The sequence below is a fragment of the Herbaspirillum sp. CF444 genome, assembly GCF_000282135.1.
Taxonomy (GTDB): Bacteria; Pseudomonadota; Gammaproteobacteria; order Burkholderiales; family Burkholderiaceae_D; genus Herbaspirillum.
Window position 1 is genome coordinate 23,315 of record NZ_AKJW01000080.1, and the last position, 20,931, is coordinate 44,245.

Genomic DNA, 20,931 nt, shown 5'->3' on the forward strand with positions numbered 1-20,931 from the left:
CATCAATAACCGGCCGCCCATCTGCGCAGATCGGCGGCGCTTTGCCGACCTTCGAACATGCCCATGATGCGCTCGCCCAACAACGGACCGAATTTGAACATCTGACCATCGCAATTGGTGACGACGATGCCGTGACTGTGCGTCTCGAGATTGAAACGGCGCGAACTGTCCATCTCATAAAAACCGACTTGAATGCGGGTCGGTTTATAGCCTTCAGGTTCTTTGAGATAGGGCTTGAATGCGCCGAGAATGATGGCGCTTTCCGCTGCCAGATCGGAACCGAAGCCCTGCTCTTCCGGCTTGGCCGGCTTGCGATGACCGCCATGGCCGAATTTGAGGCCGGCGCCGCGGCGATCCGGCAAGGTGTAGCCGCCATGGTCGCCGATCGCGACAATCGCCGGCGACTGCCGCCAGCTTTCCACATAGGTGGCAGGAGGATCAACGTAGCAAAGTCCCTGTCGGAAGGTCGGGCTGTTGCCGAACCGTTCCTGCAGCAAGCGTGAAATCCAGGCGCCCGCTGCGACTACCAGCAAATCGCCGGCGACTTCGCCGCCATCGGCCAGTGTGGCCACGCCGCGCTCCAGATCGACGGCATCGACTTTGCAATGCGCCCGGATGACAGCGCCGTGCTCAAGCACCCATTGCGCCAACTCAGTGACAATCCGGCCGGCAAACAAAGGACCGCCGCGACCGCCCGTGACGCCCCAGGCATGGGCCGGCAACTCCAGATGCGGACACAAGGCTTCCATTGCAGCACGGTCATGCACCTCGTGTTCTTGCCCTACCTCGCGAAATGTGTTGAGCGTTTTCTCGCCATAGTCGTTGGGTTCCAGACTGATGGCAACCGCCCCGGTGTTTTCGAAATGCGCATGGCCCAGATCGCTCCAGACCCGCTCCCAGGCATCGAATGCCGGCGTCACCATGCGTGTGTAACCGCCGAAGGCGCCGTAGTGATAACGGATCATGCGATGCGAATCGAACGAGGCGCTGTGCGGATTCGGTACGCTGCTTTGCTCCAGAATCGTGACCTGGTGACCGCGCTTGAGCGCGTCGCGGGCGATGGAAAGGCCGACAATGCCGGCCCCGACGATGACGATATGAGGCATGACTGTTCTCTGAAAATAAGATTGTTCAGACAGTGACGGCCAGCGCTTCCGGCTGCACAAACCGACCGATGGAAAATGGCGCAATCGGCGTCGAGGTGCTGCCGGTGGCGATCAACTCCGCCATGACATCGCCGACGCCCGGCCCGAGCTGGAATCCCGCACCGCAAAACCCGAAGGCGTAATGCAATCCGGCCACGCGGGCGCTGGCGCCCATGATGGGCAAATCGTCCGGCAGATAACTTTCTATCCCGGACCAGACCCGGATCACATTGAGCCGGCGCAAAGCAGGCGCGATGCGTTGCAGTTGGCGTAACTGGTTCAATGTATTTTCCGGCCGGACATAAGCACGTTGGAGATCCGGATAGGCCGGACCGCGCTGACCACCGCCAAAGATGATGTTGCCGCGCGGGATCTGACGAAAATACAGCGTTTCCAGATCGGTCGGCGCCGACACCCCCACCACGGTCTTGAGGCCGTACGGCACGGGTTCGGTCACGCCCATTTGCGGGCCGTGCGCCACCAGATCGACCGCTTCGCCGAACTGCGTGCTCAGCTTGTTGGCCCAGGCGCCGGCGGTAATCAGCAAGGCCGGGGCGCGAAACATGCGACCATCGGTCGCCGTGGCAAGAAAATCGACGCCGTCCTTTTCCACCGTGCTCACTTCGGTATGCTCAAAAACCTGCGCGCCGGCGCGTGCCGCCGCGCGCCCGAATGCCGGCGCCGCCAAACGCGGATTGGCATGTCCATCCAGCGCGGAATAAGAGGCGCCGCCAACTTCCGGCCCCAGAAAGGGAAAGCGCTCGCGCAATCTGGCGCCGCTGAACAACTCCAGCTCCAGATCGTAATCGCGGGCCTTGCGGGCGTAGTCTTCGAACATCGCCAGTCGTTCCGTCCCATAGCAAATCCGCATATGGCCGGACGGCAGGAACTCCACATCCTCGCCGATCAGTTCCGGCAAATTGCGCCAGATCGCCAGCGAACGATTGGCCAAGGGCAATTGCAGCAAGGCCCGGCCTTGTCGACGCACATTGCCGAAATTGGTGCCGCTGGCCTGCTGCCCCAGCAGCCCGCGCTCCAGCAAGATCACCGAACGTCCGCGACGGCGCAGGAAAAAGGCGGCGGCGCTGCCCATGATGCCGCCACCGACAATAATGACATCGGCCTGAAAAGCGCGGGCGCTCATTGCGGCTCCTCGACGACGTTGAATGCCAGCGGCTTGACGGGCGCCTGCGTGCGCAAGCGCCCGACCTCGGCAATCGGACAACCGAGCGCAGCGGCAATCACTTCAGCGCCTGCATGACCGCAGTAGCGCCCCTGGCAACGCCCCATGCCGACCCGGCTGAAGGCTTTGGCGCGATTGGCTTCACGCGCGCCGTTGAGGTTGACGACGGCACGCAGCTCGCCGGCGCTGATGCCTTCGCATCGGCAAATCACGGCGGTATCGGGCAATGCCGCAGCCTGCCCCGCAGGCCACGGAAACGCCTGCTGCAAGCCGAGCCGAAAATCTTCCATCGGCAACTGCTGCCGCAGCAATTGCTCTGTTTGCCGTGGCGCCGCTGCGTAGCCGTGATCCGCCAGCGCCGCCAATGCCGCCAGCCGCCCGGCATTCTCGGCAGCGTCGGCACCGCGTATGCGCACGCCGTCGCCGGCCAGATACACGCCCGCCACCGAACTGCGGCCTTGCTCGTCAATCTGCGGCAACCACTGGCGCGAGGCGGCATCGAAACCGAATGCGCAACGCGCCAGATCCGCCAGTTGGGTTTCTGCACGCAAGTGGTAGCCCATGGCAACCGTATCGCAGGCAAGCTGATGTTCCGTCCCGGCGGCGGTGCGGTAGCGCACGCCCTGTACGCCGTTCTCAGCGTCGCCCGTAATCTGTATCGGCGTCACCCCACGCACGATCGGCACCCCGGCACGACGAATCGCCCTGAGCAGCAACATCCCTTTCCACAGCAAGCCCGGCCGCGCGCACAATTTCGGCAAGGCGCGCCATTGCAGCGCCAACGCCGAAGTATCCAGCACCGCGGCAACCTGCGCCCCCGCCTTGATATATTGGCTGGCCACCAGATACAGCAAGGGGCCGCTGCCGAGAAATACGATCCGGCGCCCGATCGCAACGGCCTGCGATTTCAGCGCAACCTGCGCCGCGCCCAAGGTATAGGTTCCGGCATATTCCCAGCCCGGGGTCGGCATCAGCCGGTCGGTGGCGCCGGTGCAGAGCACCAGGATGTCATAGGCCACGCTGGAGGCACGCGGCGCGCCGTCGTGATGCATCAGATGCACGCGGCCTTCGCTGATATTCCAGGCCAGCGTCTGCGGCAGATAATCCACTCGGCCGTGCAGTCTGTCGAAACTTGCATGCAGTGCTTCGGCACGGCCGGCTTCGGTGCCGTACAGCGTGGCGTAGGAACGCGAGAAATTAGCCGGTTGGCGCCGATAGATCTGCCCGCCGTCACGACGGCCTTCGTCGATGACGGTCGGCTTCAGCCCCGCCGCCACAAAAGCTTCGGCGCAGCGCACCCCGGCCGGGCCGGCGCCGATGATGACTACGCGAGGTTGGGCCATGTCGACTCCGGTGCATTGGTAGAAACCGCCATGCCTTCAAGCACTTCGGTCGAGCAGGCGCGCAAGCGACCGCCGTCGGCGGTCCATACCCAGCAATCCTGGCAGGCGCCCATCATGCAAAATCCGGCGCGTTTTTCGCCCCCGAACTCGGAGCGACGCACATGATCGCCGTACTGCAACATGGCCGTCAGCAAGGTATCTCCCTGTAGGGCGGATACCCGGCGACCGTCGATGAAGAAATCAACCGCGGTGCGGCCGGTCTCGCCCAGCCGGACGAAACGCGATGTTGTCCCTGCACTCATACCGTCACTCATACCGTCACTCCTTCTACCGGCACCAGCGGCAGTTGCATGCGTTGCAGATCGGCATCGGAACGATGGCACAGAATCTCGCCCCCATGCTCCATATTGCGGCGACGCGGCGGCACGGTATTGCAGACGCCGTCGATGCGCATCGGGCAGCGCGCCAGGAACGCGCAGATGTCCGCCGAGGCGCTTACCTCGCCGATCGGCGGCAAGTCATCCGGAGTACGGCCGCAGACTTGTTCCAGCCAACCCTGACGCAACGCCGGCACCGACGACAACAGCAAGTGCGAATACGGATGATACGGCGGCGCCATCATCGCTTCGCGCGGGCGGTTGGCCACCATGCGGCCGGCGTACAGCACCACGATGTCATCGCAGATCGCGCGCACGGTGCTGATATCGTGGCTGATGAACATATAGGAGACGTTCAGCTCGCGGCGCAACTCGGCCAGCAACTCCAGGATCGCGGCGGCCACCACCGTGTCTAGCGCCGAGGTCACTTCATCGCACAGGATCAGATCCGGTTTGGCCGCCAGCGCGCGCGCCAGATTGGCGCGTTGCTTCTGGCCGCCGGAGAGCTCGCCGGGCAGGCGGTTTGCCACGTCGGCAGGCAGTTGCACCAGATCCAGCAACTCTGCCGTGCGCTTGCGCATCGCCTCGCCCGACAGGCCATGATAGAAAGCCAGCGGACGGCTCAGGATGCGGCCGATGGAATGCGCCGGATTCAGCGCCGTATCGGCATTTTGAAACACAATCTGAATGCGCCGGAACTGTTCCCGCGAGCGCCCTGCCAGCGTCGGCGACAACGGCACGCCGTCAAGCGCAATGCTGCCGCGTGCCGGTGCGATCATGCCGGCCACGGCACGCGCCAGCGTGGTCTTGCCCGAGCCCGACTCGCCAATGATGCCGATGGTGGTGCCGCGTTCGATCTTCAAATTGATGTCGTCGAGGATACGCACGCCCGGCAAACCCTTGCTGTCCGGACTGCCATAGCCGGCAATCAGGCCGCGAATCCGCAACAAGGGTTCTTTCTGTTCGATCGGCTGCGCCGGTGCGGTGGCCGCATTGGCAGGCAGACTCGCGGCCGGCGCTGCCGCCGCCAGCAGGCTTTGCGTATAGGCGTTGGCCGGCGCCGTCAAAATTTGCGCGGTAGCGCCAACCTCGCGTACGCTGCCGTCGCGCAATACGATAATGCGATCGGCCATTTGCGCCACCACCGCCAGATCGTGCGAAACATAGACGGCGGTAGTGCCGATTTCCTTGACCACATTCTTGAAGGCGCGCAGCACTTCGATCTGTGTCGTGACATCCAGCGCGGTGGTCGGCTCGTCCAGAATCACCAGTTCAGGATCCGTGATCAACGCCATCGCCGCCATGGCGCGTTGCAACTGTCCGCCGGATACCTGATGCGGATAGCGCGCGCCGATATGCTCGGGGTCGGGCAACGCCAATGCGCGGAACAAACCGATTGCCTTGGCTTGCGCCGCGGCACGCGACATGGTCTTGTGGTTCAGCGCACTTTCGATCACCTGATCCATCAAGGTGCGCGAAGGATTGAAGGCCGCTGCCGCACTTTGCGCAATGTAGGCCACGTCGCAACCGCGCATGCCTTCCAGCGCCGCCTCGTCCATCGACAACACCTCGCGCCGGCCGATCCTGATCCGGCCGCCGGTGATATGGCAGCCGGAGCGTGCATAACCCATCAACGACAACGCAATGGTGGTCTTGCCGGAACCGGACTCGCCGATCAGGGCCAGCACTTCGCCGCGTGCAATCGAAAAATCGACATCCTTGACGATCACGACATCATCGCCGTCATCCGTGCCGGCGACCACCCGCAGACCGCTCACCTCGACCAGTGCCGCGGGTGTGTGGCCGTTATCCTTATCGCCGTGATGCATGGCCTCAATCCTTCCTGGCGCGTTTGCCGCGCAAATTGTCGATCAGCAGATTGACGCCGATGGTCAGCATGGCAATCGCCAGCGCCGGCATGATGACCGCCGTGGCGCCTTCACCCAGGCCGGAAATGTTTTCGCGTACCAGCGAGCCCCAGTCCGCATCCGGCGGCTGCACGCCGAGACTCAGAAAGCTCAGGCCGCTGAGCAGCAGCACCACGAACACGAAACGCAGCCCCAGATCGGCCATGACCGGGCCGATCATATTGGGCAGCATTTCCACGCAGGTGATATACAACACGCCTTCGCCGCGGGCACGCGCGGCCTGTACATATTCCATCGCCTGGATATTGACCGCCAGCGAGCGCACGATGCGGTAAGCGCCGGGCATGTAGGTAATGGCGGCGGTCAGGATCAGCAGCCACACCGACGAGCCGAAGGTCGCCACCATCAGCAACGCAAACATTTTGCTGGGAATCGAAATCAGCGCATCCAGTACCCGGCTGATGACCGCGTCAACCCAGCCGCCGGTCAGTGCCGCAAACAAGGCAATCGCCGTGCCCACCGAACTGGCCAGCAAGGTCGCCGCCAACGCCAGTCCGATGGTGTAACGCGTGCCGAACAAAATGCGGCTGAGCATGTCGCGGCCCAGGTAGTCGGTGCCAAGCCAGAACTTCCTGCTGATGCCGCTGAATACGTCGACATCGACGATGGCGCCGGCGTCATAAGGCGAAATGCTTGGCCCCAGCAATGCCATGGACAGCCAGAACAAGACAATTGCCAGGCCAACCAGGCTCAGCCAGGAACGGCCATTACCGTTACGCGCGTGCTTTTTCGCCGCAATGGCCGGTGCGGCAGTCACGTTTGCCGAGGATTCACGAGAGGGTTTCATCGATTTCTCAGCCTTGGGTTGGAGATGATGGCCAGCACATCGGCGGCGAGCACCAGCAACAGATAGCCGGCGCAGAAAATCATGGAACAGGCTTGTACCAGCGGCATGTCGCGCGTCGTGACCGCATCGATCATCAGCGTGGCGATACCGGGATAGTTGAAAATCGTTTCAACGATAATGACGCCGCCCAACAGGTACGACAGGCTCAGCGCCACCGCATTGGCAATCGGCCCGATCGCGTTCGGCAGCGCATGGCGCAACACGATGCGGGTGGGATTGACGCCCTTGAGCAAGGCCATTTCGACATACGACGAGCGCAGCTGATCGATCACCGCAGCGCGCGTCATGCGCGACATCTGCGCCACGATCACGCAGCACAAGGTCATGACCGGCATCGCATAGGCTTTGAGGAACTGCCCGACAGTGGCAACGTCGGAGGCATGCGAGAGCGCCGACAGCCAGCGCAGCTTGACGGCAAACACCATGACCGCAATGGTCGCCACCAAAAATTCCGGCACCGACACCAGCGACACCGCCGTCACATTGACGATGCGGTCGAACAAGGACCCGCGATACATGGCCGAGACGATGCCCAGCACCAGCGCCACCGGCACCGATACCGCCGCCGTCACGCCGGCAAGCAGCAACGACGCCGGCAGCCGGCCGGCAATCATTTGCGCCACCGGAGAATTATTGACCAGTGAAATGCCGGGATTGCCCGACAGCAAATTGACGAGCCAATGGGCATACCGCAGCGGCGCCGGCAGATCCAGGCCAAACTGCAAGCGCAAGGCGGCCACTGTTTCCGGTGTGGCGGCTTGCCCCAGCGCAGTCTGGGCAGCGTCACCCGGCAACAGGTTGGTGATGAAAAATACGCCGACCGACACCAGAAACAGGGTCAACACCCCCAGTGCCAGACGGCGCAGGATAAGACGCCCGACCATACCGTTCATATCAATCCCTTGTGGACAGGCTGCTGCCGATGCCGATCAGGCTTCGAGCCAGACGTATTCGGCGCTGGTGTAATTCATGAAGGCTCCCAGCGGAATCGGTTGCACGCCCTTGATCTTGCTGCTGATGCCTTCCAGGTTGATGATGAACACCGGAATCCCGATACCGCCCTTTTCGCTCACCAGCGTCTGCATGTCGGCATACATCTGCTTGCGCTTTTCAAAATCGGTCTGACCGCGTGCCGCGACCAGCAATTGATCGAACTGCGCATTCTTCCAGCCCGACTCGTTCCATTGCGCATCCGATTTGAAGAACTGGGTGAACAGGATATCCGCGCTGGGACGCGGATTGATGTTGCCGTAACCGAGCGGCACCTTCATCCATTGATTGGACCAGTAACCATCCGCCGGCAGGCGTTTGACGTCCAGCTTCAGGCCGATCTTCTGGGCCGACTGTTGCAATAACAATGCCATGTCGACCGAGCCGCCGGCGGCAACCGAGGCGACCAAAGGAATCGTGCTGCCGATGACGCCGGCTTTTTGCAGATGGAACTTGGCCTTGTCCGGATCGTAATGACGCTGCGGCAACCCGGCGAAGAAGAAACGGTTGGTCGGATCGATCGGCTGGTCGTTGGCGATCACCGCATAGCCGCGGAAGGCGGCGGTCTTGACCTGCTCGCGGTCCATCAGATACTTCATGCCGAGCGTGAAGTCCATGCTGTTGCCGGGCGCGACGTCCTGACGAATCACCAGATCGGTGTAAAGACCGGACTTGGTTTCCATCACGGTAAAACCGGAGGTCGACTTGATGCGCGGCGCCGAACGCGGATTGACCTCGTTGATCCAGTGCACGTCGCCGGACAGCAGCGCATTGACGCGCGCGGCCTCATCCGGAATACCGAACAACTCCACTTCGTCCAGATAAGGCTTGCCGGATTTCCAGTACTCATCATTGCGCACGCCGATGGTACGCACGCCGGGCGTGAACTCCTTGCACTTGAATGCGCCGGTGCCGTTGGCGGTGGTGAAGTTGCTGGTGCCTTCCTTGATGATCAGGAATTGCGCGGTGGCCAGGATCACCGGCAAGTCGGCATTGGGACCGACCAGCTTGATCTGCACTTCGTTCGGGCCGCTCGCCTTGATCGACTCGAACTGATCGGCGATGACCTTGACCTTGGATGCCGTTGCCGGATCCTTGTGACGCATCAGCGAAAACACCACGTCGGCCGGCGTCAGCGGCTTGCCGTCATGAAAACGAACGCCGCTGCGCAGCTTGACCGTCCACAAGGTGGCGTCGCTGGTGTTCATCTCTTCGGCCAGCACCATTTGCGGCCCCAGTTTGGTATCCAGCGTGGTCAGGCCGTTGTAGAACATATGCACGCGGGTGTAATCGGTGGAGTGCGCGCTCTTGGCCGGATCCAGCGTATCGGAGGTCGCACTCGACTGCGTGGCGATCTTGATCTTGCCGCCACGGCGCGGTGTTGCGGTTTGCGCCAGTGCCGATCCGGCGACGGTAAGCAAGCTGGTTGTCGTCGCCCCCATCAGGCTGCCGGCAAGGACGGTGCGCATCATGTCGCGGCGGGTAAAGCTGCCACGAACGTCTTCGATCGCATCGCCGGCGATGATGGTATCGACTGCGGGGTTTTGTTCGTTTTTTTGCTTACTCATGAAAAGCCTCATCAAAGAAGTTCAACCACGACGAATACCGGCCCACCGCACCGGCGGAATTTTTCAAGAAATGCACGTACAGCATGCCGGGATCGACGTGATATCGATCACAGCCACCTGGACTCAGAGTCCGACCACGCCCGGCAAGCCGCCCAGGTCGGAAATTTCGGTATAGCCGTAATGCGGCGTCGACGGTTCATGACCGCGCGCCACGAAGACCTTGTTCTTGATGCCCATGTCGGAGGCCGGCATCAGGTCGTAGCGCAGGCTCGACGACACGTGCAGCACGTCTTCGGGATTGCAGTTGAGGTTGTCGAGCATGTATTCGAAGGCGCGCAGACGCGGCTTGTAGGCTTGCGCCTGCTGCGCGGTGAAGACCTTGTGAAACGGCGCGCCGAGCTTCTCGACGTTGTGCATGATCTGTTCGTCGGCGGCATTCGAAAAAATCACCAGCGGAAATTCCTTGGCCACGCGCGCCAGCGGTTCCGGCACGTCGGGATGCGGGCCCCAGCCCGGCACCGCCTTGTAAAAGCTGCCGGCCTCTTCTTCGGTGGTTTGGATGTTCCAGCGCGCACAGGTGCGTTTGATGGCGTTCTTGACGACTTGCTCGTAAGGTTTCCATTGATCCAGCACTTCGTCCAGGCGATAGGCCGAGAATTGACGCAGGAAGAATGGCATGTCGGCGGCCGGGACACGATCGGCATACAGCGTGCGCGCCGTCTCCGACATTTGAAAGCGGGTCAGCGTGCCGTAGCAGTCGAAGGTAATGAATTTTGGCTTGAAAGTACTCATTGCAAATCGTCCTGTCAAAAAGTGATCGCGCGCCTGAATGGCGGCGAGAAAAAAGAATCGGGCGGTTCTCCTGGTAGCGCAGTGCAAAGACATTTCCTGAAGTGAATTACAACATAGCGAAACGCAGCATTTATTCCTTTTTTGAGGCATCGCGAGACACAAACATGTGTTTTGACCAGTGCAATCAGCATAGCTTGCCGAGCAGTGCAGCAATGCGCGCATGTAGAGCAGATTTACCCCCACCTCACCAAGGTGGTGCGAATGACGCCCGCCTGCTTCCTTCCATTGCGGCAGGCATCCTCAATGGTTCTTTCCTGAAGCAAGGAGACGCAGCGACGTGCCCGGCGTGCATGACAGCACGATGCGCATGCCGAAGCTGCATTATTTTGTGCCGAGAAGCCCGGGCATATCGCTATAAGATTGCGAAAATGCCCCGCCGAAGACTTCATCCTGAGTGGCATTCCAAGGCATGATGGATGTCGGCCCGCTGCCTTGATCAGCCGGTGCGTCCAATAAGGAATGTCTATGCAAAGCCCTGCAGCCCCCTCCGCCACACCGTCCAATCAATTTTCCCTGCGCGCCATGCGCGCCGCGGACATGGAAGCTTGTCATCGCCTGACGCTGGCGCTGAAATGGCCGCACCGCCTGGATGACTGGCAGTTTGTCGAGGCGCTGGGCAGCGGTTTCGTGATCGATGACGAGACTCCCGGCCACACGACGCCAAGCCTTGCCGGCAGCGGCCTGGTGTGGCGCTACGGCGACTCCCATGCCGCGCTGGGCATGGTCATCGTCGCCAATGCATTGCAAGGACTGGGACTGGGCCGCCAGCTCATGGAACGCCTGCTGGCCGAGGCCGGCGACCGCAGCGTGCTGCTCAATGCCACGGCGGCGGGACAAGCGCTTTACGAAAAACTCGGCTTCGTCGCCACCGGAAAATTGCATCAGCATCAAGGCAGCGTCTTTCAGGCCCCTCTGATGGCGCTGCCTGCGGGCGTGCGTGTCCGACCGCTGGGCGCGAATGACGCGCCGCGTCTGCTGGCGCTGGACCAGCGCGCCAGCGGCATGGATCGCAGCGCCGTCATCACGGCGCTGATGGACGTCTCCGAAGGCGTTGCCATCGCCGGCGACGGCGGCATGCTCGGTTTTGCCCTGGTACGTCGCTTCGGACACGGGCGCGTCATTGGCCCGGTGGTGGCGCCGGATGCCGAACATGCCAAGGCATTGATCAGCCATTGGATCAATACCTATGGCGGCACGTTCATGCGCGTCGACGTACCCGACCACGCAGGCTTGAGCGAATGGCTCGGCGACCTCGGCCTGACCCGCGTCGATACGGTCGTTTCCATGTGCAAAGGCAGTCCCCCGCAAGGCGATCGACAACGCCATCTGTACTCCCTCATCAACCAGGCGCTTGGCTAAACCGGCAGCCAGTCTGCCGGCCGCCACGCGTTCCAGAACAAGTTAGGAAGCAACATGAGTTTTCTGTACAAGGCAGACCCGGTACGCGGCGCCGAATGGGCCCGGTTATTCGCGCAAAAAGCCCCGGATATTCCATTTCACTGCTGGCCCGACACCGGCGACCGCAACGCCGTGCGTTACCTTGCCGCGTGGCTGCCGCCGGAAGACATGCTCAGCCAGTTCCCCAATGTCGAGATCGTATTTTCAGTCGGCGCCGGGATTGATCAGTTCGATATTTCCAGGCTGCCCGCACATATTCCGGTGGCGCGCATGATCGAACCCGGCATCGCCGCCGGCATGGTGGAATATGTCACCCATGCCGTGCTCGGCATCTACCGGCATAGCCGCCTGTATGCACAGCAGCAGCGCGACCGGCGCTGGCAGGCGCAGCCGGTCAAACCGATGAACTGCAATCGCATCGGCGTACTTGGACTGGGCGTGCTGGGCCGGGCGGTATTGAAGCAACTGAGCAGTTTTGGTTTCCCCTGTGCAGGCTGGAGCCGTTCCGCCCATACGCTGGACGGCGTGGAATGCCATAGCGGCAGCGACGGCCTGGCGCGCTTGCTCGCACGCACCGACATCCTGATCTGCCTGGTGCCGCTGACCGACGATACCCGCGGCATCCTGAACCAGCGCCTGTTCAACCAGTTGCCCAAGGGCGCGGCCTTGATCAACGTCGGCCGCGGCGCGCATCTGGTCGACGCGGACTTACTGGCAGCCCTGCAAAGCGGACAACTGTCGCAAGCCGTGCTCGATGTCTGCGAGCCCGAACCGCCGGCGCCGGATCATCCGTTCTGGTCGCATCCCGCCATCACCCTCACCCCCCATATCGCCAGCGCGACGCAGCCGGCCGGTGGGGTCGATGCCGTGCTCGACAATATCCGCCGACATCACGCCGGTCTGCCGCTGACCGGGCTGATCGATCGTCAACGCGGTTACTAGCCCCAATCGCGGAGCCACAAGAAAATGCCAAATCGGCGCGCAACAACAACATCCTGTGCCGCCGGATTGCGTCAGTTTGCTGAGCCGAGCTGCCGCCATCGCATTATGCTTATTGGTAGCATCCCCAATCAATCCAACCGCGGCGGCGTCGCCCGGTGTTTCCGTCATCACTGGAACTTACATGTCTCTGAAAAATTTTAAAGTACTCACATTTGATGTCGTCGGTACGCTCATCGACTTCGAAGGCGGCATGCTGGCCTATCTGCGCAAGGCGGTACCGGATAGCAAAATCACCGATGAAGAATTCCTTGCGGCTTACCGCGGCGCCCGGGCGGACGGCAACACCGGTTGGTATCCGGACGATCTGGAACGCTGCTGGCACGTGATCGCTCCCGGACTGGGCTTGCCGGATTCGGCGGCACTGGCAACCGGCCTGCGCGATTCGGTCGCCGACTGGCCGGCCTTTCCGGATTCGGTCGCGGCGCTACAGCGTTTGCGCAAGCATTTCAAACTGGTCACCATGACCAATGCACAAAGCTGGGCGCTCAAGCATTTCTCGGCGACGCTGGGCGAGCCGTTCGACATGCTGCTGAGCTGCGACGACGCACTCTGCGAAAAACCTGATCCACGCTACTTCGCCTATGCGCGCGGCCGCTTTGAAGGCGCCTGGGGTTATCTGCAAGCCGACAATCTGCATGTCGCGCAAAGCCAATATCATGACATCGGCGTATCCAAGAGCCTGGGCATCACCACCTGCTGGATCGAGCGCCGCCACGACAAGAAGAGTTCGGGCGGCACCATCGAATCCGAACACACCGTCCCCGACTATCACTTCCACACGCTGGCGGCGCTTGCCGACGCGGTCGAAGCCGGCAAGTGAGCGCAAGCAAGCACAAGTAAGCACAAGTAAGCACAAGCAAGCACATCATCGACTCGACGAGACCATCCACATGAGCATCACCATCCTCTCTCAATCGGCCGTCATCGGCGGCCTGCAAGACCAGGGTACGCCCGCGCGTCCGCTTTCCTCGCCATTGCCCAGATTAAGCGGCATTGAAGTCGAGGTCGCCGGCGCGGGGGATAACCGCAGCGGCATCTGGGAATGCGAACCCGGCCAATTCGAACGTCAACTGGCCAACGCCGAAGTCATGCACATTCTGACCGGCGCCGGCACCTTTACGCCTACCGGCGGTATCGCCAGGGAGTTTCGCGCCGGCGATACGCTGTTTTTTCCGGCCAACACCACCGGTGCATGGCATGTGCGTGAAACCCTGCGCAAGGTCTATGTCGTCATGGCGCTGCCGGCATAGACCACGCGGGCAATGTGTCTGCCCCAGCCATCGAAACGCGCCGGGTGCAGTCCTGCCGGCGCGTTTTTTTATTTGCATCAACGCGCGGCGTCGCCGTGTTTCAACCAGAAAAATGCCATGGGCAACAACGATGCGATGCAACATGGCCGTTTTTGGAGTCACGCATCAGAACTGTGCGGCACGCCTTCATATAAGGCGAAAATGGGTACGCGCGCACATGCGCTGTGCAGGCAGCAGAACATGCTGTCGCCAGCCGCGCAAAACACAGCTTCTCGTTCAGGCAAGCCCTATTTCCCTATATAACGCAGGCCGGCCCGTGTTGTAATCTAGGCGTCACAAGGCGAGCTGAAAAGACAGCCGGCGATACCGTCACAGGCAACGTCGACAGCCCCGAAAACACACTGTGCGTACTGATGCAGATGAAGAGGCAATATCGCGGCACTTTCTTCACGCCGATATCTGCATTGTTGAACAACCTATTTTCATGCGAGCAGCACCCCCATCATGAAGCTGGATTCCTACTGGACCGACTCTGCCCCCGCCTTCGCCTCTTCTGCCGGCGACCTGCCGGCACAGGTTGACGTTGCCGTCATCGGGGGCGGTTTCACCGGCCTGTCGGCAGCACTGGCGCTGGCCCGCCGCGGCGCCGTCGTCGCCGTGCTGGAAGCCGGCAACCGGGTCGCCGCGGAAGCGTCCGGACGCAACGGCGGCCACGTCAATAACGGCCTGGCGGTCGATTATGCCGAGCTGGCCGCCAAGGTCGGTATCGAGCGGGCGCGCAACTGGTATCACGCCTTCGACGATGCGGTCGATACCGTGGCCAACCTGATCAGGGAAGAACGGATCGACTGCGACTTCATGCGCCACGGCAAGCTTAAACTGGCCACCCGGCCGGGGCAGATGGAAATCTTGCAGCGCAATGCGCAACGTCTGATGGAGGACGGCGTGGATCAGGATGTCGAGATTCTGGATGCGGCGCGCGTGCGCGCCGAAATCCAGAGCGAGCGGTTTCATGGCGGCCTGCTGTACAAGCGTAGCGGCCAGATGCACATGGGACGCTTTGCCCACGGCCTGGCGACGGCAGCGCAACGCCATGGCGCACAGATTCACACCAATGCCGAAGTAAAACGCATCGAACGCCTGGGCGACGGCTATGCGCATCGCCTGCACACGGCGCGCGGCACGGTAGCGGCCAAACAGGTATTGCTGGCTACCGGCGCCAGCCGGCATGGCAGTTACCGCAGCTTCGGCTGGCTGCGCCGGCGCCTGGTCCCGATCGGCAGTTTCATCGTCGTCACCGAGCCGCTCGGCGCAGAACGCGCCCACGCGCTGCTGGCAGAACAACGCACTTATGTCACGGTCGCCAATATCCATCATTATTTCCGCCTGACCGCCGACCATCGGCTGGTGTTCGGCGGTCGCGCCCGCTTCGCCATGTCCAGCCCGCAATCGGATGCCGCCAGCGGCGAAATCCTGCGCGCCGGGCTGGCCGAGACCTTCCCGCAACTGGGCCGGGTGCGCCTTGACTATTGCTGGGGCGGCCTGGTCGACATGACCCGCGATCGCCTGCCGCATGCCGGCGAACGCGACGGGCTGTATTACGCCATGGGGTATAGCGGCCACGGCACGCAAATGTCGGTCCACATGGGGCAGCGCATGGCCGCCGTGCTGGCCGGCGATGCCGCCGCCAATCCCTGGCGCGATCGTGACTGGCCGGCCATTCCCGGTCATTTCGGCTCGCCCTGGTTCTTACCCGCCATCGGTTTGTATTACACACTCAAGGACAAGCTGGCCTGAGCGGCCTGCGCGCCCTTTTAATGTCTTTTCAACCCATTGCCTTCAGGAGTAGCAAAACATGAGCGATAACAACAAGAAATTCGAAAGCCTCGTCGGTCCCGGCGAAAGCCTTCGCATGATGGAATCCCTGAAACGCGGCGCCAGCCGCCGCGACGTGTTGAAAATGCTGATGGCCGGCGGCATGCAGGCCACGCTGGCCGGCGGCCTCGCCAGCACCGCGTTGTCGGCCTATGCGCAGACGCCGCGCCGGGGCGGTCGCATCCGCGTCGGCGGCGATACCTCGGCAGTCACCGATACGCTCGATCCGGCCAAACAATCGAACAAGACCGACTATTGCCGCAGCACCATGCTGTACAACGGCCTGACCTCGCTGGACGGCTCGCTGACGCCGCAGCCGGCGCTGGCCGAGTCGTTCACCACCAAGGACGCCAAGATATGGGTGTTCAAGCTGCGCAAGGGCGTGGTGTTCCACGACGGCAAGGCGCTCACGCCGGCCGACGTCGTCTTTTCGCTGATGCGCCACAAAGACCCCGCCACTGCGTCCAAGGCCAAAACGCTGGCCGATCAGATCAGCAGCGTCAAGGCCAGCGGCCCGAACGAAGTCACCGTCACGCTGGTCGCGCCCAACGCCGACTTGCCGGTCATCGTCGGCACCTTCCATTTCCATATCGTCAAGGACGGCACCACCGACTTCAACGCCGGGATCGGCACCGGTCCGTACAAACTCAAGGAATTCAAGCCCGGCGTACGTTCGGTGGTGGTGCGCAACGACGCCTACTGGAAACCGGGCAAGCCCTATCTGGACGAGATCGAGTTCATCGGCATCGGCGACGAAAGCGCCCGCGTCAATGCGCTGTTGTCCGGCGGCATCGACCTGGCCGCATCGCTCAATCCGCGCTCCATCGAGCGCGTCAAGGGCACCGCCGGCTATAGCATCTTCACCACGCAATCGGGCGCCTACAGCGACCTGATCATGCGCAAGGACCTCGGCCCCGGCGTCAATCCCGACTTTGCGCTGGCGATGAAGTATCTGTTCGACCGCGAACAGATGAAGAAGACCATCGCGCTGGATCATGCCGTCATCGCCAACGACCAGCCGATCGATCCGACCAACCGCTTCTATTTCGCCGGCTTGCCGCAACGCGGGTTCGACCTGGACAAGGCCAAGTTCCATCTGCAGAAATCCGGCGTAAGCGGCAAGATACCGGTAGTGGCGTCGCCGGCGGCAATGTATTCAGTGGATATCGCCCTGGTGCTGCAACAAAGCGCGCAACGCATCGGTCTCGATCTCGACGTCAAACGCATGCCGGCCGAAGGCTACTGGTCCAATCACTGGCTCAACAGCCCGGTCGGTTTCGGCACCGTCAATCCGCGCCCGAGCGCCGATGTGCTGCTGACGCAATTCTTCCAGTCGGACGCAACCTGGAACGAATCGCGCTGGAAGAATCCGAAATTCGATCAACTGCTCCTCAATGCGCGCGCCGAAATCGATTTCAACAAGCGCAAGCAGATGTATGCCGACATGCAGACCATGATTTCGCAAGAAGCCGGCATCGGCATCCCCATGTTCCTGGCCAGCGTCGATGGCCACGCTTCCAGGCTCAAGGGATTGGCGCCGATCCCGCTGGGCGGCCTGATGGGATATTCGTTTGCCGAAAACGTCTGGCTGGATGCGTAAAGCGGCATGCCAATCATGCCAATACCCGCTTGAGAGCCTCACATGAATGTTGCCGTCTTCAAACTTCTCGGCCAGCGTCTGCTCATGGCGCTGTTATCGCTGCTGGCGGTATCGGTGGTTGTCTTTGCGATCACCTCGGTACTGCCCGGCGACGCTGCGCAGGAACAGCTGGGACAGGACGCCACGCCGGAAGCCCTGGCCGCCCTGCGTGCGCAGATGGGGCTCGACATACCGGCGCCGACACGCTACGCCCATTGGCTCGGCGGCATTGTCCGGGGCGATCTCGGCACCTCCAGCACCACGCAGATGCCGGTCAGCGAGCTGGTTGCCAGCCGTTTGCCCAATTCGCTGTTGCTGGCGGCCGTGACGGCCTTGTTTTCGGTGCCGATCGCATTGGCCTTGGGGATCGCATCGGCAATGTGGAAGGGTTCATGGTTCGACCGCATTGCCTCGGCCGGCTCGGTCGCCGTCGTGTCGGTGCCGGAGTTTCTGGTGGCGACGCTGGCGGTCCTGATTTTCGCGGTCAAGCTGCACTGGCTGCCGGCGCTGTCTTATGCCACCGATATCGAATCGCTGGGACAGATGCTCAAGGCCTTCGCCATGCCGGTATTCAGCCTGTGTTGCGTCATCATCGCCTTGATGATGCGCATGACGCGCGCGGCCGTCATCGATCAACTGGAAGCGCCTTACATTGAAATGGTCAGCCTCAAGGGCGCCTCGCCGATGCGCACGGTGCTGGTGCATGCGCTGCCCAATGCAGTCGGCCCGATTGCCAATGCCATCGCGCTCAGCCTGTCTTATCTGCTGGGCGGCGTGATCATCATCGAAACCATTTTCAACTATCCCGGCATCGCCAAACTGATGGTCGACGGCGTCTCCCAGCGCGACATGCCGCTGGTGCAAAGCTGCGCCATGATTTTCTGCATCGGCTACCTGGTGCTGGTCACGCTGGCCGATGTCTGCGGCATTCTCGCCAATCCGCGGCTGCGCCATCGTTGAAGGAAAGACCAACACAATGAAGACCGATACTTCTACGCCTCCAGCCACCTCCACCGCCGCCGGCGTCGACACCGGAAAAAGCGGCGGACTGCTCAGTTGCCTGCGTTGCCTGCGTTGCCTGCGCTGGCTCGCCGGTTTCGGCTGGAGCGGCCTGATCGGCCTGGCGATTCTGCTGTTCTGGATCGCCGCAGCGCTGTTTGGCTCGTCCATGCTCACACGCACGCTGGCGGCCGACAGCAACGTGCAAATCTTCGGCGCGATCAGCCGCGCGCACTGGCTCGGCACCGACTACCTCGGCCGCGACATGCTGATTCGCGTGATTGACGGCGCCAGCTATACCGTCGGCGTGGCCTTCGTGGCCACCCTGCTGGCCAGCGGCCTCGGTACGATGCTGGCGCTGTTCGCGGCGGCCAGCGGACGCTGGACAGATAGCGTGCTGAGTCGCTCGCTCGATACCATCACCTCGATTCCCAGCAAGATGTTCGCCTTGATCATGGTGGCCGGCTTCGGTTCTTCGGTGACGATGCTGATTGCCACCGCCACCATCATCTATGTTCCCGGCGCTTATCGCATCGCCCGTTCGATGGCGATCAACATCAATGCACTGGACTATGTCACGGTCGCCCGCCTGCGCGGCGAAGGCACGCTGTACGTCATGCGACGCGAGATCCTGCCGAACATTGTAGGCCCCATGCTGGCCGACCTCGGCCTGCGCTTCGTGTACATCGTGCTGCTGCTGGCCGGGCTGAGTTTTCTCGGTCTGGGAGTACAACCGCCGGCGGCCGACTGGGGTTCGCTGGTGCGCGAAAACATCGGTTCGCTGGCGAGCGCCAGCGCCGCCGTCATCGCCCCGGCACTGGCCATTGCCAGCCTGACCATTGCCGTCAACCTGGTCATCGACAACTTGCCGGGCCGCGCCCGGCGTGAAACAGGAGTGAAGTAATGGGCGCCGCCGTCATCGTCAGGGATTTATGCATCACCGCAGGCGCGCAGACGCTGGTCGACAAGCTGAGCTTCGAGATTCATCCCGGCGAGGTACTGGCATTGATCGGCGAATCCGGTTCCGGCAAGACCACCACTGCGCTGGCCCTGATGGGTTTCGCCCGGCGCGGCTGTCAAATTTCCGGCGGCAGCGTGCACATCGGCGCAGTCGATGTCCTGCAAATGAGCGGGCGTCAGCAACGCGCGCTGCGCGGCCGCACCGTGGCCTATATTGCGCAGAGTGCGGCGGCCTCGTTCAATCCGTCGCGCACCATCCTGGATCAGGTCATCGAGCCGACCCGCATCCATCGGACCTGTACCCCGGCCGAAGCCAAAACCAAGGCGATTGCCTTGTTCCGCGAACTGGCGTTGCCCGATCCGGACACCATCGGCGAGCGCTATCCGCACCAGGTGTCAGGCGGCCAGTTGCAGCGCCTGATGGCCGCGATGGCGCTGATTACCGATCCGGACCTGGTGATTCTCGACGAACCCACCACGGCGCTGGATGTCACGACGCAGATCGAAGTCTTGCGCGCGTTTCGCCGGGTGGTGCGCGAGCGCCGCGCCACCGCCGTCTATGTCAGCCACGATCTCGCCGTGGTGGCGCAGATGGCGGACCATATTCTGGTATTGCGCAACGGCCAGATGCGCGAACTCAATTCGACCAGGCAGATACTGGAAGCGCCCGTCAGCGACTACACCAAAAGCCTGCTGGCGGCAGCCCGGCCCACGCCGCGCGAAGCCGGCAAAGCAGCCGACAACTCGCAAGCGCTGCTTGATCTGCATCAAATCGCGGTTGGCTACGGTCCGCTCGATGCCCGCGGCGAACCGGCCAAACTGGTATTGCAAGACATCAGTCTGAAACTCTACCCCGGCCAGGCCATCGGCGTGATCGGCGAGTCCGGCTCCGGGAAAAGCACGCTGGCACGGGCGATTGCAGGCCTGCTGCCGCCTTGTCGCGGCACCATCTTGTTCAATGGACGCGAACTCAAACCGCGGCTGGCGCAACGCAGCAAGGAAGAGTTGCGACAAATCCAGATGGTGTTCCAGATTGCCGATACCGCGCTCAATCCGGCGCAAACCATCGAAGACATTCTGGCGCGGCCTCTGCAATTTTATAAGGGCCTGCGCGGCGCGGCGCTGCAACGACGCATCCAGGAGTTGCTGGATCTGGTCAAACTGCCGCATACCGTCGCCAAACGCTTGCCGGGCGGCTTGTCCGGCGGCCAGAAACAGCGCGTCAACCTGGCCCGTGCCCTGGCCGCCGAACCCGACCTGATACTGTGCGACGAAGTCACTTCCGCGCTCGATACCGTGGTCGGCGCCGCCGTGCTCGACCTGATGGCAGAACTGCGACGCGAACTCAATGTCTCCTATCTCTTCATCAGCCATGACCTGCACACGGTGCGTGCCGTTTGCGATGAAATCGTCGTCATGCAACACGGCCGCAAACTGGATCAGGTAGCACGCGCCGACTACGACCGCGGCCCGCACCATCCGTATTACCAGCTGCTCGAACGCTCGGTGCCGGAATTGCGCCAGGGATGGCTCGACGAACTGGATCACACCCCCCCTTTAGCAACCTGAACTCAG

The 20,931-nt window shown here is 62.2% G+C and carries 19 protein-coding genes; 10 read left to right on the forward strand and 9 right to left on the reverse strand.

Annotated elements, in window-relative coordinates:
* Positions 1-2: 2 nt before the first annotated feature.
* The 9 genes from PMI16_RS18185 to PMI16_RS18225 all read right to left on the reverse strand — a co-directional run bounded on the left by PMI16_RS18185 (position 3) and on the right by PMI16_RS18225 (position 10,173).
* Positions 3-1,106: an NAD(P)/FAD-dependent oxidoreductase gene (locus tag PMI16_RS18185; RefSeq protein ID WP_007882240.1), complete on the reverse strand. Its 1,104-nt coding sequence runs from the start codon at positions 1,104-1,106 to the stop codon at positions 3-5.
* A 25-nt stretch (positions 1,107-1,131) separates the two neighbouring features.
* Positions 1,132-2,289 (reverse strand): NAD(P)/FAD-dependent oxidoreductase, encoded by a 1,158-nt coding sequence (locus PMI16_RS18190; protein WP_007882241.1) that lies wholly within the window; start codon positions 2,287-2,289, stop codon positions 1,132-1,134.
* The gene (locus PMI16_RS18195) at positions 2,286-3,671 is read right to left on the reverse strand and encodes an FAD/NAD(P)-dependent oxidoreductase (protein WP_007882242.1); all 1,386 of its coding nucleotides are present in this window, start codon (positions 3,669-3,671) and stop codon (positions 2,286-2,288) included. Before PMI16_RS18195 ends, PMI16_RS18190 begins: the two co-directional genes overlap by 4 nt.
* On the reverse strand, positions 3,653-3,985 hold the full coding sequence (locus PMI16_RS18200) for a (2Fe-2S)-binding protein (RefSeq protein ID WP_007882246.1): 333 nt from the start codon (positions 3,983-3,985) through the stop codon (positions 3,653-3,655). Before PMI16_RS18200 ends, PMI16_RS18195 begins: the two co-directional genes overlap by 19 nt.
* A complete protein-coding gene (locus PMI16_RS18205; RefSeq protein WP_007882247.1) occupies positions 3,982-5,877 on the reverse strand; it encodes an ABC transporter ATP-binding protein in 1,896 nt (631 codons plus the stop codon). Before PMI16_RS18205 ends, PMI16_RS18200 begins: the two co-directional genes overlap by 4 nt.
* A gap of 4 nt (positions 5,878-5,881) precedes the next feature.
* On the reverse strand, positions 5,882-6,763 hold the full coding sequence (locus PMI16_RS18210; RefSeq protein WP_007882248.1) for an ABC transporter permease: 882 nt from the start codon (positions 6,761-6,763) through the stop codon (positions 5,882-5,884).
* Positions 6,760-7,716 carry an ABC transporter permease gene (locus PMI16_RS18215; RefSeq protein ID WP_007882249.1) on the reverse strand — a complete coding sequence of 319 codons (957 nt, stop codon included), beginning with the start codon at positions 7,714-7,716 and terminating at the stop codon, positions 6,760-6,762. The genes PMI16_RS18210 and PMI16_RS18215 overlap by 4 nt, the downstream gene beginning before the upstream one ends.
* A 36-nt stretch (positions 7,717-7,752) precedes the next feature.
* Positions 7,753-9,381, reverse strand: a complete 1,629-nt coding sequence (locus PMI16_RS18220; protein WP_007882250.1) for an ABC transporter substrate-binding protein — start codon at positions 9,379-9,381, stop codon at positions 7,753-7,755.
* A 123-nt stretch (positions 9,382-9,504) separates the two neighbouring features.
* Complete coding sequence (locus PMI16_RS18225; protein ID WP_007882251.1) at positions 9,505-10,173, reverse strand: haloacid dehalogenase type II; 669 nt, start codon at positions 10,171-10,173, stop codon at positions 9,505-9,507.
* 525 nt (positions 10,174-10,698) lie between these two features.
* Between PMI16_RS18225 and PMI16_RS18230 the strand changes: the two genes are divergently transcribed.
* The 10 genes from PMI16_RS18230 to PMI16_RS18270 all read left to right on the forward strand — a co-directional run bounded on the left by PMI16_RS18230 (position 10,699) and on the right by PMI16_RS18270 (position 20,925).
* Positions 10,699-11,592: a GNAT family N-acetyltransferase gene (locus tag PMI16_RS18230; RefSeq protein WP_007882252.1), complete on the forward strand. Its 894-nt coding sequence runs from the start codon at positions 10,699-10,701 to the stop codon at positions 11,590-11,592.
* Between the two features lie 54 nt (positions 11,593-11,646).
* Entirely contained in the window at positions 11,647-12,573 is a 927-nt protein-coding gene (locus PMI16_RS18235) for a 2-hydroxyacid dehydrogenase (protein WP_007882256.1), read from the forward strand.
* Between the two features lie 181 nt (positions 12,574-12,754).
* Positions 12,755-13,453, forward strand: a complete 699-nt coding sequence (locus tag PMI16_RS18240) for an HAD-IA family hydrolase (RefSeq protein WP_007882260.1) — start codon at positions 12,755-12,757, stop codon at positions 13,451-13,453.
* A gap of 70 nt (positions 13,454-13,523) precedes the next feature.
* Positions 13,524-13,883 (forward strand): cupin domain-containing protein, encoded by a 360-nt coding sequence (locus PMI16_RS18245; RefSeq protein WP_007882261.1) that lies wholly within the window; start codon positions 13,524-13,526, stop codon positions 13,881-13,883.
* Positions 13,884-14,000: 117 nt separating this feature from the next.
* A complete protein-coding gene (locus PMI16_RS26035) occupies positions 14,001-14,186 on the forward strand; it encodes a hypothetical protein (RefSeq protein ID WP_157212695.1) in 186 nt (61 codons plus the stop codon).
* 201 nt (positions 14,187-14,387) lie between these two features.
* Complete coding sequence (locus tag PMI16_RS18250; protein ID WP_007882262.1) at positions 14,388-15,680, forward strand: NAD(P)/FAD-dependent oxidoreductase; 1,293 nt, start codon at positions 14,388-14,390, stop codon at positions 15,678-15,680.
* 58 nt (positions 15,681-15,738) lie between these two features.
* Positions 15,739-17,358: an ABC transporter substrate-binding protein gene (locus tag PMI16_RS18255; protein WP_007882263.1), complete on the forward strand. Its 1,620-nt coding sequence runs from the start codon at positions 15,739-15,741 to the stop codon at positions 17,356-17,358.
* Positions 17,359-17,400: 42 nt separating this feature from the next.
* Positions 17,401-18,357, forward strand: coding sequence for an ABC transporter permease (locus tag PMI16_RS18260; RefSeq protein WP_007882264.1), 957 nt, complete (start codon positions 17,401-17,403; stop codon positions 18,355-18,357).
* A gap of 16 nt (positions 18,358-18,373) precedes the next feature.
* Positions 18,374-19,300, forward strand: coding sequence for an ABC transporter permease (locus PMI16_RS18265; protein WP_007882265.1), 927 nt, complete (start codon positions 18,374-18,376; stop codon positions 19,298-19,300).
* Entirely contained in the window at positions 19,300-20,925 is a 1,626-nt protein-coding gene (locus tag PMI16_RS18270; protein WP_007882273.1) for an ABC transporter ATP-binding protein, read from the forward strand. Before PMI16_RS18265 ends, PMI16_RS18270 begins: the two co-directional genes overlap by 1 nt.
* Positions 20,926-20,931: the final 6 nt, after the last annotated feature.